A 15,022-nucleotide genomic window follows, 5' to 3' on the forward strand; every position below is an offset into this window, starting at 1 on the left:
TGGCTTCTGCCGAGCCTGAATTACTTGTCCTGGAAATTGGCAGCGCGTTTTTCAGAAAATGCCGCCATGCCTTCTTTCTGATCTTCTGTTCCGAACAATCCCTGAAAGAGACGACGTTCGAACTTCACACCTTCTGTCGTCGGTAATTCGAGCGCGCGCGAGACCATTTCCTTTGCCGCCATAATGGACGGAATGGAAAAGCCCGCGACCTCATCAGCAGCCTTCAGAGCGATATCCATCAGCTCATCATGCGGCACGACGCGAGACACCAGACCGATCCGGTCCGCCTCCTCACCGTCAATCATGCGGCCGGTCAAAACGAGATCCATGGCTTTGGCCTTGCCAATCGCCTTGGTGAGACGGATGGAGCCGCCCATGCCCGGCGTAACGCCCAGCTTGATCTCCGGCTGACCGAATTTCGCCTTGTCTGATGCAATGATGAGATCGCACATCATGGCGAGTTCACAGCCGCCGCCCAGCGCGAAACCATTCACCGCCGCGATGACGGGCTTGCGACACACCGCAAACCGGTCCCAGCCTGCAAAATAGTCCTCAACATACATGTCGGAGAAGCTTTGCGGCTGCATCTCCTTGATGTCAGCCCCGGCGGCAAAGGCCCGGCCTGCCCCGGTAATTACCGAAACCGCGATATCCTTGTTGCGATCAATCGCGGCGAAGCATTCGGCAACATCAGCCATGACTTCGGCATTTAGCGCGTTCAGGCTGTCAGGGCGGTTCAGCGTAACGACCGCCACGCGGCCCTTCTGTTCAAATGTAATCGTCTTATAGTCGCTCATTTCGCACCTATTGCATGGTTGGAATAATGAAGGACTGGTCGGCGATGTCACCGTCTGGCCAGCGCTGCGTCACTGTCTTCACCTTGGTGTAGAAGCGCACGCCATCCATGCCGTACTGATTATGGTCGCCAAAGGCGGAGCGCTTCCAGCCAGAAAAGCTGTGATAGCTCACCGGCACCGGGATTGGCACGTTGATGCCGACCATGCCAACATTTACTTTCGAAGCGAATTCGCGTGCGGCAAGACCATTACGCGTAAACAGAGCAACGCCATTGCCATACTGGTGCTGACTTGGAAGCGCAGCTGCCTCTTCGAGGCTCTCTGCGCGAACTACCTGCAGGACAGGACCAAAAATCTCTTCCTGATAGGCCTTCATTTCCGGCTTCACATTGTCGAACAGTGACGGGCCAATGAAAAAGCCGTTTTCATGCCCCTGGAGCGAGTGCCCGCGTCCATCGAGAAGGAGGTCTGCGCCCTCATCGACGCCCATCTGAATATAGTCTTCCACCTTGGCCCGGTGCGCCGCGGAAACAACCGGCCCGTAATGCGCCTCTTTGTCTGTTGAAACGCCAACTTTCAGAGACTGGGCTTCTGCCAGCATACGCTCAACAAACTCATCAGCGGTCTTCTTGCCAACCGGGACCGCCACAGGCAGAGCCATGCAGCGCTCCCCTGCTGAACCAAAGGCTGCGCCGACAATGTCTTTCACGACCTGATCCATATCAGCGTCCGGCATGATGATGCCGTGGTTCTTCGCGCCGCCCATGGCCTGAACACGCTTTCCATGCGCCGTTCCGGTAGAATAGACATAATGCGCTATATCGGACGAGCCGACAAAACTGACCGCTTTGATATCCTTGTGCGTGAGGATCGCATCGACAGAAGATTTATCGCCCTGAACGACATTCAGAACGCCTTCCGGTGCTCCTGCTTCCATGAAGAGTTCCGCAAGGCGAAGCGGCACAGATGGATCTTTCTCAGAAGGCTTCAGGATGAAGGTATTTCCGCAGGCGATGGATACACCAAACATCCACATCGGGATCATGGCCGGAAAGTTGAACGGCGTAATGCCAGCACACACGCCGAGCGGCTGACGCATGGAATAGACATCAATGCCTGGCCCTGCACCTTCGGTGTATTCACCTTTCAGGAGGTGCGGAATACCGCACGCAAACTCGATGACTTCCAGCCCGCGCTGCACATCGCCAACCGAGTCAGCAACCACCTTGCCATGCTCAGACGACAAAAGTTCCGCCAGTTCCTGCATGTTCTCTTCGAGCAGTGTCTTGAACTTGAACATAACGCGCGCGCGGCGCTGCGGATTCATTGCCGCCCACTCAGGCTGTGCTTTCAACGCTGATTGTACAGCCGTATCGACTTCAGCATCTGTCGCCAGGACGACCTTGCCCTGCACTTCGCCTGTATTCGGATTATAGATGTCAGAGAAGCGACCGGAGGTACCGGTGACCGTCTTTCCATCAATGAAATGATGCAATTCTCGCATGGACGTTCTCCCTTATTTCTTGACGATCAACGTATAACCCGCAATTTCTCTGGTACAGATCAAAGATTGCAGCCATTGGCTGCAGAAATGCGGACAAAATGAACTGGGACGATCTGAAACTCTTCCTTGCGGTCAGTCGTCAGCCTCGTCTTGAACAGGCTGCCGCGAACCTGAAAATTGATCCAACGACGCTCAGCCGGCATTTGCGCCGTCTGGAGATCTCACTTGGCCAGACGCTGTTTGAGCGTACGCGCCGCGGCCACATCCTGACCGCACAAGGTGAAGACCTGGTGGAACATGCCGAAGCGATGGAAAGCGCCAGCCTTGCACTCCTGCGTGCCGGTGAAAAGGACCAGGCCATCACCGGCAAAATTCGTCTTGGCGTCACAGAAGGGTTCGGCACCGGCGTGATCGCACCTTCCATCCGGGACTTCTGTGATCAATGGCCGTCTGTTGAGCTCGATCTGATCACATTATCGGGTTTTGTGAGTGTCTCAAAACGTGAGGCTGATATGTCGATTCTGCTCGCACGTCCGCAAACCGGACGGGTGCGGGTGCGAAAGCTGACCGACTATCGCCTACAGCTTTACGCCAGTCGTCAATATCTCGAGCGCGCGCAGACGATCCAGTCGATCGCTGACCTCGCTGCTCATAGATTGATTGGATATGTCGATGATCTCATCTACGCACCGCAACTTCGTTATTTCGGAGATACGCTTCCCGGGCTCAGCCCTCATATCTGCAGCCCAAGCATTCTAGGTCAGCTGGAAATGACACGGTCCGGGCTCGGGCTATGTATACTGCCAAACTTTCTTGCCCGACGCCATGATGAGCTCGTGAAAGTGCTGAGCGATGACGTTGCGGTAGAACGGACCTTCTGGCTTGCCACGCATGAAGACGTGAAGGACTTTGCGCGCATCCGATTGATGACAGAGTATCTGGTGAGCCTGGTCAAAACCAGAGCCGAAACCTTCCGGTAAGCGCGGCCCTAAAGGGCCTTCAGAAGATAATTCGCATCGGCAAGTCCACGCAAAACATCATTCAGATGGGTGCAGCCAAGCGTGCCTTTCAGGTGTTGAACGACATTGCTCCGAAGCTCCGGCAAGCGTGTTCCGACCAGCTTCTGGACATTGTGAACGGCTGCCGGACATTCCTTGTATGGCAGGATGCGCGGATCTGCAGTCAGAGACGTGATCTCCAGTGTCTCAGGATCTGCTGTGAGATGGACACGATATTCGTGCACGGCGCGGCGCCCGCCTCCGGGAACCGTCCCGCTATCCTGAAAGCCAGCTTCAACATGCAGTCCATTCTGCGTTTTCCAGACATCCAGAAAGCGCGAACGCATGGAACTCACGATACTCGGATCGGGGATTTCCGCGTGCCAGCCAATCGGATCGTCCGGATTTCCCATAGGCGGCACATCACCATAGTTTTGAATGGCGACGCGCGGACGGCCATCATCTGTCAGCGCATCGGAGCCGGGATGAAAGCCAATACACACGCCCTCCATTTTGTGGCGTGATTCCATCTCTCCATTCGCAGGATCCCACCATTGAGACCAGACCCAGCCAGCAACAAGCGTTGCGACCGCCATGTCGTCGAGCAAGAGATGAAGCGGTGTACCGCCCTCCTTCATGCCGGGATTGAGGTCCGCATTTGCACCACGCAGCTGCCCACCAGCACGTAGTCCGACGAGCCTGCTTGTAGTTTCAGCGTCCAGGCCGTCAATCTCTGCGGCCATAATGATGCGGTCATCTGATGACTGTATGCGAACTTCATCCTCAGACAGGACGCGCGAGTCACTAAGGGCGTCCCCCGTCCACAAGTCGCGCGCACGCCCTCGCATATGCTGGATGCGGTCCTGCCCTTCGGGAAACAGCGTTTCAATCGAAGATGTGCGACGCACAGAATTCGGCCTGCGGACTGGCACACAGCCTGCTGTCTCCGCAGGCGCTCTTGCCGTGCCAATATCCGTTATCGCCTGAAGGGATGCCAATGGTTAGCCTACTTCGTCTGTCCGCCATCAACCGGCAGCACAGTGCCGGTGACAAAACTCGCACGCGGGCTTAGCAGATAGGCAGCAGCCGAGCCAATCTCCTCAGGCTTGCCGAAACGCCGCATTGGAACCTCACGTTTAATCCAGCGGAGCCAGGCATCTGCACGCTCCCCTGTGGAACGTTTCTCCCAGTCTCCACCCGGAAAAATGATGTTCCCTGGCGCAATCGTATTGATGCGAACACCGGTCGGCCCGACAATGTGAGCGAGTTCCTTGGAAAGATGGTTCATCGCAGCCTTGGAGGTGCCGTATGTCAGCGGCGTCCCCAAAGCAGCGAGCCCTGCAATCGAACTGATAAACAGGATCGCCCCTTCTCCACGAGGTTCCATGTATTTCAGGCAAGCGCGCGCAAGCCGGTAGCCGCTATCGAGGTTTTGCTGCAGACCTGCACTCCAAGTCTCATCGTCCACATCCGAGCCCGGAGGGCACGGATGCAGCCCAACATTCGCGACGGCGCCCCAAAGTGGGCCGAAATCGCGCTCAATGTCATCGACCATCGCATTGATGGTCTCTGACTGACGTAAATCACCTGACTTCGACCATAGCCGATCAGCGCCATATTTCCCGGCAAGACGCTCATGCTGCTCCTGCAGCGCTGCCTCACCTCGCGCCGCAATCGCAACTCTTGCACCTTCTTCCAGCAACGTTTCAACGATACCAAGGCCAATGCCGCGGCTTGCGCCCGCAACAAAGACCACCTTTCCTTCAAGTTTCAGGTCCATCGCATTCCTCCCCAGGCATGCTTAGTTGCAAAAATATTTCGGACAGCGCTCAGCTCTCGTCAGAGGCCTGAACAACCAGCTTGCCCAGATTCTTTCCAGAGAACAGACGTTCCAGGGACGCTGGCGCATTTTCCAGCCCTTGAACCACATCCGTTTCGAACACAATTTTCCCTTCCATGAGCCATTTCGACATGGCCTCAATGCCTTCGGCGAAGCGCGAATAATAGTCGATCACGATGAAACCTTTGACGAGCGTCCGGCGCATCAGAAGGTTGGCGAAGTTATATGGCCCCGGAACCGGCTCTGTCGCGTTATAGCTCGAGATCAGTCCGCATAGGGGCATACGGGAAAAGTCGTTTAGACGGCCGATGACCTGGTCCATGATATCACCACCAACATTTTCAAAGTTGATATCAATGCCGTCCGGGCAATGCTTATCGAGCGCTGCGCCGACATCCTCACGCTTATAGTTGATGGTGGCATCAAAGCCGGCTTTTTCACGCAGCCATGCGCATTTGTCGTCAGACCCGGCAATACCAACAACCCGGCATCCCTGGATTTTAGCGATCTGCCCAACCATGGATCCGACAGCACCTGCAGCGGCGGAAACAACCACGGTTTCACCGGCCTTTGGCTGGCCAATATCCATTAGGCCGAAATAAGCCGTCATGCCAGTTGCGCCGATCGGCCCCATCCAGGCCGTGAGCGGCACACCAGGCAGCTCCGGCAAGACTGTCACAGCGTTGCCATCGACATCGTTATAGTCGGACCATGTCGACAGTCCGGTAAGCACTTTGCTTCCAACCTCGACCTTGTCGTTTTTACTTTCCGTTACAACACCGAGGCCACCGCCGCGCATCGGATCACCAATTCCCACAGGCGGAAGATAGGAATCCATATCGCTCATCCAGATGCGGTTTGTCGGATCGAGAGACAGATAAATGGTACGAACACGAACCTGACCATCTGCCAGATCCGGCATTTCGCTTTCGACCAATTCAAGATCGCTCTCTTTCACATCTCCGATTGGGCGTGATCTTAAAATCCAGCTTCTGTTCTTAGTCATCATGTTCCTCCCTCATGCCTGCTGTGCAGTGTTTGTGTTCAGTAAGAGGAAGCCGCGCGACTTTTCAAGTTCTCCCAGCGGCAGGAGATTCGCAGTTTCAGGTTCTTCTTGTATCGATACGCACAGCAGCGAATTGCACAATAATTTTGCCTGCAGTCGCAATATCGCGGTTAGAATGGTCTTTCTCTTCGCACTTCGAGAAGTTTGCACACATTCAAGACACAATTTTGGATAAAATGCAGACGCTGTGAAACCGCATGCTTATATGAGCGTTAGGAAGCTCAGACTGCTGTTTCATTTTCGGGGCAAAAGGACAATCTAAAATGGATTTGAAGTCCGAAAATCGCTTTTTGGCGATGTTTCGCTTTGGTCGAACGAGTATTGTTGCACTCGCTGCTGCAGGAGCGCTTGCCGCGTGCTCTGGTCAGGAAACAGCAACTCCAAACACCTCACTAAGATCAGCCGACCCAGCCACTATGCTGGAGCCGCAAGAGTTTGCGTCTCAAAGCGACTCTGACGAAAGTGCGAATAATCAGCGCTTCCAGTTGAGCCCTGCAACCAGACCCACACCGGCATCTTACGAAACACGGGAAACAAAGTTCCGAAATACCGAACCTGTAGCAGTGTTTGATCTGGTGAAGAGCCTCGCGAAGTCTCGCTCCGAGCGCGCTTACGAGCCGCCCAAAGACGGCCCCCAATTCCTCAAAGACATTGATTATGACGAGTACCGTCAGATCATGCAGCGCGATGAATATGCATTGTTCGCGAACAACGCGCTTCCATTCCGTGTCGGATTGGATTCCCGAGGCTATCTTTTCAATCAGCCCATCACGGTTAATGTCGTCGATGAGACAAATGTAGACCGGGTCGAGTTCAATCCAGATGAATTCCGTTTTGGCACGTCCGACCTGACCGACGACCAGAAAGCCCAGCTGGGTCTTGCAGGCTTTCGTCTGCTTTCTCCTCTCAATCAGGCAGGTAAGTTTGACGAGGTGCTGAGTGTCAAAGGCGCGAGCTTCTTCCGCGCGCTCGGCGCTGGCAATCGCTATGGCGTATCCGCACGGGGCCTGTCTATTCGCACAGCAGCACCTGAAGGTGAAGAATTTCCGGCCTTTCGTGAATTCTGGATTCAGGAACCGAAGGTTTTTGATGGCAGCTTTGTCTTTCATGCCCTTCTGGATAGTCCGAGCCTGACAGGCGCGTATCAATTTCGGGTCACGCCAGGCACCAACACCATTATTGATGTTGAAGCGGAAATCTTCGCACGTTCAACAGTGAACCGTATCGGCATTTCGCCCGTCACCTCAATGTTCCAGTTTGCGCCGCACGATCGCGACTCTGATGCAGATGACTTCCGGACACGTGTACACGACTCCGAAGGTCTTTCTGCGCGCCTCGCAAATGGCGAATGGGTTTGGCGTCCGCTGAGCAACCCGCGCAAGCTGCAGGTTTCCAGCTTCGCCTCACGAGCCCCTCAAGGCTTTGGCCTGATGCAGCGTAACCGCAATTTTGAAGAATTTCAGGATATTGAAGCGCGTTATGAAGACCGTCCGAGTGTCTGGGTCACACCTGGTGAAGGTTGGGACAATGGCGACCTCATGCTTATTGAAATTCCGACACCGAACGAGTATCACGATAACATCATTGCGCTATGGCAATTGGAAGATGCGCTGCAGCCTGGCGATTCTTACAGATTTTCCTACCGTCTGAACTGGAGCCAGAACCCTCCATTCAATTCTCCAATGGCGCCTGTTATTTCGACGCGCTCAGGCCTTTCAGAGTCTACCGGGCGGCGCCTGTTCGTAATTGACTTCGCCGTCAATCATCCAGCTGGTCTTGATGACGTGGAGCCCGTGGTTTCAGCTTCCAGCGGACGGATCTACAATGTTACGCTGACACCGGACCTGAAAAACAACCGCGCACGTCTCAGCTTTGAGCTTGAGCCAGAAAGCACCCAGACGGCTGAACTTCGTGCACAACTCACGCGAATTTCTGATCCGGTCTCAGAGACCTGGTTATATCGCTGGACGGCGGGCTGATGACTCAAACGATGAGGCCTCGCGAAGCTCCGCTCGACATGAGGCCCCAGAGCCTGAAGGAACCAAAGAAGCCGGGCACCCCAAAAACACCCTCCAGATTGTGGCGAAAAACCTTCGTCGCAATCTGTACGCTTTTGCTCGCTGGCTGGCTCACGCACCTTATGTACAATGTGTTGAAAGTCACCGGGATGACCTCTCTCGAGTGGCTTTTGCTGGTTCTGTTCGTTGCCAATATTTTCTGGATTTCCTTTGCCTTTGTCAGCGCGACAATTGGCTTTCTGGTATCCCTTCGTCGAAACTTTCAGAAGTCTGAACCGCTGGATGGCACTGCCCTGACAACAAAAACGGTCATCCTATTTCCGGTCTATAATGAATCGGTAGAACACGTTTTTGCGACCATTGAAGCTACATCGAAAGCACTCGCCAAAGCAGCGCCAGGTAAGTTTGAATGCTTTGTCCTAAGTGACACGACAAACCCTGCCGTCGCGCTTGAGGAGGAAGCGGGTTTCGAGATTTTACGTCAGCGCACAAGCAAAAACTGCGAAGTGTTTTACCGTCGCAGAACCATCAACGTCGCCCGCAAGTCAGGCAATGTTGAGGATTTCGTCACCCGCTGGGGCGGCCGATATGATCACATGATCGTATATGACGCTGATAGCTACATGTCGCCTGAAACGCTGATCACTCTCGTCACACGCATGGAAGGCGACCCCGAGTCGGGCTTGATACAAACCGTGCCAAAGCTTATCGGCGGCAAAACTCTCTTTGCCCGAGCTCAGCAATTTGCATCTGAGATTTACGGCCCGGTTCTGGGAACAGGAATTTCGTGGTGGTCGCAATGTGAGGGCAATTACTGGGGTCACAACGCCATCATTCGTCTCTCGGCATTTGCATCAGCAGCCGGCCTGCCAAAACTGAAAGGCGCGCCCCCCTTCGGCGGCCATATCCTGTCGCATGACTTTGTGGAAGCAGCCCTGCTTCGCCGTGCAGGCTGGAAAGTGATTATTGCGGCAGATCTGCATGGGTCTTACGAAGAAGGCCCCCAGACCATTATCGATCTGACCATTCGGGACCGACGTTGGTGTCAGGGAAATCTGCAGCATATACCCGTACTCTTTGGAACCAGCGGACTGGCTCCAACCAGTCGACTGCACCTGACCATCGGCATTATGTCGTATCTCGCCTCACCGCTCTGGCTGCTTCTTATCCTGGTCGGTATGGCGCTCTCTCTGCAGAACCGGTTCTTGCGGCCCGAATACTTCGACGGCAACACACCCTCGCTTGTGCCGCACTGGCCCGTAATCGACCCCGCACTGGCCTTGACCGTTTTTGGACTGACAATCTCAATCCTTTTGCTGCCAAAGCTCTACGGTCTGTTGTCAGCCTTGACCAAGATCGACTGGGCTGAGCCCAAAAAAGGTATATCCCTGATCGGCCAAAGCCTGGGTGAGGTTCTGATTTCAGCACTGGTTGCCCCAATCCTCATGTGGTCGCAGACGTCAGCCGTGTCGGCAATCATTTCCGGTCGCGATACAGGCTGGTCGCCGCAGCAGCGCGGAGATGAAGGATATGCGATCAAGGACGTCGCCCGTCAGCATATGAGCACCACCATTCTGGGGATCGTGCTGTCTTTGGCCGCGCTTGCGATTTCGCCGATCTTTGCGGCTTGGCTCGCACCCGCAACCCTGGGCATGGTGTTCTCCATTCCCCTGTCCTACTACCTAGGAAAATCCATCCGCAAAGACGTCATCGAATCCGATTTCGAGATCTATCTTTCGGCACTAGGGCGTAGAGCGCATTATGCCAACATACCAGTTTCCAATGCGAAAGACGTTCTGCTTTCGAAAGCCCTGCAAACCAAGCGGCTCGCTTACATTGATGATGTCTGGCCACTCGAAGGATTGGAAGTTCACATTCCGCTTGCCACCGCTGAAGCTCGTCTTCAGCGCGCCGGTGATGTGGACACCTTCACCAGCGCCTTATCTCGCAATGAGCTGATGGCTGTGATGAACTCGCCGAGAGTATCCTCACGCATTCAGAAGCAATTCGGAGAGACATCTACAGCCAATGTGGCTGAAAAGGATGCCGCCACAACCGAGTCGAGCGATAAAGCCGCTCAGGAAAACTGAGCGGCGTTCATCCTGCTACGAGTTCATGTCCCAGCGAAGGCGCAGGCCGTAGCTTGCTGGTTCTGAGCGAAATGTATTGTATCCAAGGAAGCCGTAGCCTGACACGGCATAATCTTCATTGAGCAAATTGCGACCCCAAAGTTCGAGCAGAATATCGCTGTCGGTAAAGCGCATTCCCAACGCACCATCAAGGAGTACAAATCCGTCCTGCATGCGCGAATCCAATCCTTCCGCATCCAGATAGTAATCGCTGTTGTATTTAGCATTCAGGCTCACAAAACCGAGGCGATTTGCAGCGAGTTCACGCTCGTAACGCGCCGAAAAGCGAAGCGTTGTTTCAGACGCGAAAGGCAATGGATTGCCATCGAATGTTGCAGCGTTCCCACCCAGATCATTCTCTTGCTCAATCTCTGTTTCAAGCAGATTGACTCCGGCGTCGAGCGTCAGGCCTTCCAGGGGACGCCAGCTCGCGCTCGCTTCTATACCGTATGCGATTGCCGCATCGAGGTTCGACAGGGAATTGCTGGTAATCGAGCCACCATCCGGCAAATCGAATGCGACGAAGATACGGGCCTGCGGCGCATCATAATCCTGATAGAATGCAGCGATATTCCAGCTCAGCGTATCGGTTGGACTGCTCTTGAATCCGATCTCATAAGCGACAACCGTTTCGGCGTCAAACAAGCCTTCATCGGCGAAATGCGTCCCATTGTTCTGGACTTCGCCATTAAAGCCGCCGCTTTTATACCCAGACGCCACGGAAGCATATGCGGCGCCAAAGTCAGGGATCTTATAACGTAGCGCCAGGTTACCGGTGAATCGTCCTTCTTCGATCTCATTGCTGCCGACTGCAGCCCCGAGACCATCACGATTGTTGAAGGCCTGCGTACCATCATCAAACACGTGAACGCCCTGTCCACTGCCTTCTATGTCCTCATAGGTATAGCGCGCGCCAACTGTGAGTGTCGTCTGAGGACCTATTTCAAAATCCGTGTAGTTAAACAGCGCCGCACTTGTTCGATCCTGCGAAATATCTGTGATCAGTGTCACCGCATCGCCGTCTGAGGCCGGGTTCGGGCCGACGCGCCCAGGCGCACCGACATATCCGCATGTTCCGACGTATGTGTCAGGATCAAGCTCACCGCACCAGATTACGTAGCGCTGCTCGAACGACTCTGCAGATAGCATTCCGCCGAACAGGGTTCGCCCCCAGCCAAAGCTCTTCTGAAAGTGAAGTTCCTGGCTCCACTGATCATAGGAGCGATCATATGACAGGTTAGCATTAAAATCGGTACTGCCATAAGGCGCGGGAGAACCATCAAAGTCGAAACCATAATCCTGCTTATACCCTTCATAGGCAGACAGCGACATGACATCCCATCCGTTCCAGACGGTACGGGCTCGGAGCGACATTCCGTAGAAGTCGTTCTCAGTGTCTTTCAGACCGAGCCCTTCACTCGAAATTTCGAAGTCATCGACATCCAGCGAGTCATTGCGAGGCGTCACATTAATTCCGCGGTCACGCTCATAGTGCGCACGTAGCAATACATCCGTTAGCTCGGATGTTTTCCAGAAAAGGCTTCCACGCAGACCAAACTCATCACGCTCGCCACCTGCGGCGTCCGGACCTTTCGGAACGTTCGGATCAGTCTGAACATTGTCCAGCGTCGGCCCTTGGGTCAGATACCTTCCTGCAACGCGGTACGAAATATTTTCCGCCAGTGCGTCACCATAACCGAAGGCAGTGTCGAAACGCTCGAAACGGCCGGCAGATGCTTCCAGATAATTTAGTTGTTCGGATGATGCGTTGCGTGTCAGGAAGTTGATCGCGCCGCTGGATGCATTCCGCCCATAAAGCGTGCCCTGAGGTCCTTTCAGGACTTCGATCCGCTCCAGATCGTATAGCATGGTCCCAGTCTGAACATTGGTCGCGAGAAAAACGCCATCCTGATAAATCGCGGCGGCACCGGGCGTGAGCGCCTGGTGGTCGACCGCACCGATGCCACGGATCTGAAATGCAATCTGGCTTCCGTTCGCTACGGCTGCCTGAACGCCCGTGAGTAATCGAGTGATGTCTTCTGCTGAGTTCAGTCCATTGGCCGTGTCGATATCGTCGGCGCTCAGAACATCGACGCTTGCCGGAATGTCCTCAATATCGGCTTTGCGGAATGTCGCCGAAACGGAAATCGTCTCCATACGCTTTTCAGCGGTCTGCGCGTGCGCGCCGAAGGATTGAAACACGAGCGGGGCGCCCAACAGCGCGAAAGGTACGCAATACTTCATGGGGATGCGGATACGTGGTCGCAAACGCACCAGCAACCCCGAAGTACTTGAGAATTTCTCTCAACTGGTAAGAGAAACACTTTTTGGCATATCATTACGCCCCGGCATGCCGGAGCGTTTCCCTACATTTCGAAAATGACCTTCATGGCACCATCGCGACGTTGATCGAACAGCTCATATGCTTCTGCGCCCTGTCCGAGCTCATACCGATGCGTAATAAATTGCTCCGGATTGAGTCTCCCATTCTGGATCAAAGGAACAAGCGCAGGCCATTCCTCAGTCACAGAGCAGGTTCCGATGCGGAAGGTCAGGCCATCAGCAAAGGCCTTAGCCATTGGAAAATCCATACGCCTGTCCTGATTGACACCAATCACAGAGACGGCGCCTCGGCGTTTGACGAGACGAAGCGCCATCTGGATGGTTCCTGCATGACCAACCGCCTCAATGACGCTGTCGCATTTCACACCTCGTGTCTGCTCACGAATGAGCTCGACCGCTTCTTCCGGCCCCATCACCTCAGCCCCGAGTGCGCGTCCGGTTTCACGACGATGTGCCACTGGATCAATGCCGAAAACGCGCGCGGCACCCATCGCAAACGCACTCTGAACCGCCATGAGACCAATCGGTCCCAATCCCACAACGGCGACCGTCGCGCCGTTCTGAATGTCCGCATTACGTGCGCCAAACCAGGCAGTTGCGAGCGAGTCGGTCATCATCAGGGCCTGGTCCAGGCTCACCCCTTCCGGGATGCGGCTTGCATTGCTGTCAGCCATCGGAACACGAACCGCTTCAGCCTGACAGCCCTGTAGTGCGGCGGACAGCCCGTAACAACCACTCGCATTATTCTGACAATTGACGACATTCCCTGCGAGGCAGGAGCGGCACTGACCGCACCCCACCGCTGCAGAGATCATCACCTTGTCACCAACCTTCATCTGGCGAACGCCGCGACCGGCCTCAACGACCTCTCCGACCGCCTCATGGCCTATGCAATAGCCAACGTCTTCAGAGAACGACTCCCCGTGATAGATGTGCAGGTCACTGCCACAAATCGCGCACTTATCGACTTTGACAATGACATCGCCATCATCATGAATTTTCGGATCATCCATGCTTTCATAGCGGATGTCCTTCGCTCCGTGATACGTCAGCGCTTTCATTATCCACGCTCCGTCCAGTACTGTTTCTGCCCGGCATATTCCTTGATCTTCATTTTGCCGAGTTGAGACATGTGAACTTCATCGGGACCATCAGCGATCCGCACAAAACGGTTCAGGGTGAAGAAGCCCGCAATCGGCGTATCGTCGGATACACCCATGCCGCCATGTGCCTGGATCGCGCGGTCTGTGACCGTCTGAGCCATTTGCGGCGCCACTACCTTGATGGCTGCGATCAGGTCTTTCGCGACCTTATTGCCATACTTGTCCATGGCATCCGCAGCTTTCAGCGTCAGAAGCCGGGCCATCTCAATCTCGCAGAAGGATTTGGCGACATCCTGACGGATCGAACTTTGATCAGATAGCTTCTTGCCAAATGCCACCCTGTTCTCGACGCGATGCGACATGATTTCCAGCGCACGCTGGGCCTGCCCGATAGAGCGCATGCAGTGATGAATACGGCCGGGTCCGAGGCGACCCTGAGCGATCTCAAATCCACGTCCTTCACCCAGGATGAGATTCTCCTTAGGCACGCGGACATTCTCGAATCGCAGCTCCGACTCCCCGCCTGGCGAGTTATGCGATCCAAAAACAGTTTGCTGACGCACAATTGTCAGACCAGGCGTATCTGGCTCGACAAGGATTTGCGAATGTTGCTGGTGACGCGGATTGTCGAGCAGCGTCTTACCCATCACGATAAACAGCTTACAATTCGGGTTTTTCGCGCCGGAGATCCACCACTTACGACCATTCAGGACATAGTGATCCCCATCCGGCATTATGGTCAGTTCAAGGTTCGTCGCATCAGATGACGCAACCTGCGGCTCTGTCATCACATAGGCTGATCGAATATCGCCATTGAGCAATGGCTTCAGCCAGCGCTCCTTCTGTTCAGGGCTGCCGAACTTCGCCAGGACTTCCATGTTGCCCGTATCCGGCGCTGAGCAATTGAAATACTCGGATGAGGCTGGCACACGTCCCATGATTTCAGCCAGTGGCGCATATTCAAGATTCGTCAGGCCTGGGCTGTATTCACCATATTCTTCAGGCAGAAACAGATTCCAGAGCCCTTCACCGCGCGCGATGTCTTTCAGCTTGTCGATGCCAGGCCAGCGTTTCCAGAGGTTATCCGGATTGGCATTCCAGTCGTGATGCTCGAGCTCTGTCGGATAGACATGCTTCTCCATGAAAGCCTCAAGCCGGGCAATCATATCCTTCACTTTTGTACTGTGTTCAAAGTCCATTATTTCCTCCCTAGTGTATTATTTT

The 15,022-nt window shown here is 54.6% G+C and carries 11 protein-coding genes; 3 read left to right on the forward strand and 8 right to left on the reverse strand.

Annotated elements, in window-relative coordinates; genetic code table 11:
• Nucleotides 1–20: 20 nt before the first annotated feature.
• Both ACFQDM_RS18490 and ACFQDM_RS18495 read right to left on the reverse strand, forming a co-directional pair.
• On the reverse strand, nucleotides 21–797 hold the full coding sequence (locus tag ACFQDM_RS18490; protein ID WP_377381952.1) for an enoyl-CoA hydratase-related protein: 777 nt from the start codon (nucleotides 795–797) through the stop codon (nucleotides 21–23).
• 7 nt (nucleotides 798–804) lie between these two features.
• Nucleotides 805–2,301 carry a CoA-acylating methylmalonate-semialdehyde dehydrogenase gene (locus ACFQDM_RS18495; RefSeq protein WP_377381955.1) on the reverse strand — a complete coding sequence of 499 codons (1,497 nt, stop codon included), beginning with the start codon at nucleotides 2,299–2,301 and terminating at the stop codon, nucleotides 805–807.
• A 98-nt stretch (nucleotides 2,302–2,399) separates the two neighbouring features.
• Between ACFQDM_RS18495 and ACFQDM_RS18500 the strand changes: the two genes are divergently transcribed.
• Entirely contained in the window at nucleotides 2,400–3,281 is an 882-nt protein-coding gene (locus ACFQDM_RS18500; RefSeq protein ID WP_377381957.1) for a LysR family transcriptional regulator, read from the forward strand.
• An 8-nt stretch (nucleotides 3,282–3,289) separates the two neighbouring features.
• Here the strand turns inward: ACFQDM_RS18500 and ACFQDM_RS18505 are convergent, their stop codons facing one another.
• The 3 genes from ACFQDM_RS18505 to ACFQDM_RS18515 all read right to left on the reverse strand — a co-directional run bounded on the left by ACFQDM_RS18505 (nucleotide 3,290) and on the right by ACFQDM_RS18515 (nucleotide 6,145).
• Entirely contained in the window at nucleotides 3,290–4,207 is a 918-nt protein-coding gene (locus ACFQDM_RS18505) for a DUF2889 domain-containing protein (RefSeq protein WP_377381959.1), read from the reverse strand.
• Nucleotides 4,208–4,305: 98 nt separating this feature from the next.
• Complete coding sequence (locus ACFQDM_RS18510; protein WP_377381962.1) at nucleotides 4,306–5,079, reverse strand: SDR family NAD(P)-dependent oxidoreductase; 774 nt, start codon at nucleotides 5,077–5,079, stop codon at nucleotides 4,306–4,308.
• Between the two features lie 49 nt (nucleotides 5,080–5,128).
• Complete coding sequence (locus tag ACFQDM_RS18515) at nucleotides 5,129–6,145, reverse strand: NADP-dependent oxidoreductase (RefSeq protein ID WP_377381964.1); 1,017 nt, start codon at nucleotides 6,143–6,145, stop codon at nucleotides 5,129–5,131.
• 323 nt (nucleotides 6,146–6,468) lie between these two features.
• On the opposite strand from ACFQDM_RS18515, the gene ACFQDM_RS18520 reads away from it, so the two are divergent.
• Nucleotides 6,469–8,184 carry a glucan biosynthesis protein gene (locus ACFQDM_RS18520; RefSeq protein WP_377381965.1) on the forward strand — a complete coding sequence of 572 codons (1,716 nt, stop codon included), beginning with the start codon at nucleotides 6,469–6,471 and terminating at the stop codon, nucleotides 8,182–8,184.
• Entirely contained in the window at nucleotides 8,184–10,313 is a 2,130-nt protein-coding gene (gene mdoH / locus ACFQDM_RS18525; RefSeq protein ID WP_377381968.1) for a glucans biosynthesis glucosyltransferase MdoH, read from the forward strand. The genes ACFQDM_RS18520 and mdoH overlap by 1 nt, the downstream gene beginning before the upstream one ends.
• 15 nt (nucleotides 10,314–10,328) lie before the next feature.
• Here the strand turns inward: mdoH and ACFQDM_RS18530 are convergent, their stop codons facing one another.
• The 3 genes from ACFQDM_RS18530 to ACFQDM_RS18540 all read right to left on the reverse strand — a co-directional run bounded on the left by ACFQDM_RS18530 (nucleotide 10,329) and on the right by ACFQDM_RS18540 (nucleotide 14,997).
• On the reverse strand, nucleotides 10,329–12,626 hold the full coding sequence (locus tag ACFQDM_RS18530; protein ID WP_377381971.1) for a TonB-dependent receptor: 2,298 nt from the start codon (nucleotides 12,624–12,626) through the stop codon (nucleotides 10,329–10,331).
• A gap of 92 nt (nucleotides 12,627–12,718) precedes the next feature.
• Complete coding sequence (locus ACFQDM_RS18535; protein ID WP_377381973.1) at nucleotides 12,719–13,756, reverse strand: alcohol dehydrogenase family protein; 1,038 nt, start codon at nucleotides 13,754–13,756, stop codon at nucleotides 12,719–12,721.
• Nucleotides 13,756–14,997 (reverse strand): acyl-CoA dehydrogenase family protein, encoded by a 1,242-nt coding sequence (locus tag ACFQDM_RS18540; RefSeq protein ID WP_377381975.1) that lies wholly within the window; start codon nucleotides 14,995–14,997, stop codon nucleotides 13,756–13,758. Before ACFQDM_RS18540 ends, ACFQDM_RS18535 begins: the two co-directional genes overlap by 1 nt.
• Nucleotides 14,998–15,022: the final 25 nt, after the last annotated feature.

Source organism: Ponticaulis profundi (assembly GCF_042659465.1).
GTDB classification, from domain to species: Bacteria; Pseudomonadota; Alphaproteobacteria; order Caulobacterales; family Hyphomonadaceae; genus Ponticaulis; species Ponticaulis profundi.

What these genes read in the sequence shown, in the direction of transcription:
- ACFQDM_RS18490 (WP_377381952.1), bottom strand. Translation starts at nt 797, where the DNA reads ATGAGCGACTATAAGACGATTACATTTGAACAGAAGGGCCGCGTGGCG.
- ACFQDM_RS18520 (WP_377381965.1), top strand. Translation starts at nt 6,469, where the DNA reads ATGGATTTGAAGTCCGAAAATCGCTTTTTGGCGATGTTTCGCTTTGGT.
- ACFQDM_RS18515 (WP_377381964.1), bottom strand. Translation starts at nt 6,145, where the DNA reads ATGACTAAGAACAGAAGCTGGATTTTAAGATCACGCCCAATCGGAGAT.
- ACFQDM_RS18510 (WP_377381962.1), bottom strand. Translation starts at nt 5,079, where the DNA reads ATGGACCTGAAACTTGAAGGAAAGGTGGTCTTTGTTGCGGGCGCAAGC.
- ACFQDM_RS18500 (WP_377381957.1), top strand. Translation starts at nt 2,400, where the DNA reads ATGAACTGGGACGATCTGAAACTCTTCCTTGCGGTCAGTCGTCAGCCT.
- mdoH (WP_377381968.1), top strand. Translation starts at nt 8,184, where the DNA reads ATGACTCAAACGATGAGGCCTCGCGAAGCTCCGCTCGACATGAGGCCC.
- ACFQDM_RS18535 (WP_377381973.1), bottom strand. Translation starts at nt 13,756, where the DNA reads ATGAAAGCGCTGACGTATCACGGAGCGAAGGACATCCGCTATGAAAGC.
- ACFQDM_RS18540 (WP_377381975.1), bottom strand. Translation starts at nt 14,997, where the DNA reads ATGGACTTTGAACACAGTACAAAAGTGAAGGATATGATTGCCCGGCTT.
- ACFQDM_RS18495 (WP_377381955.1), bottom strand. Translation starts at nt 2,301, where the DNA reads ATGCGAGAATTGCATCATTTCATTGATGGAAAGACGGTCACCGGTACC.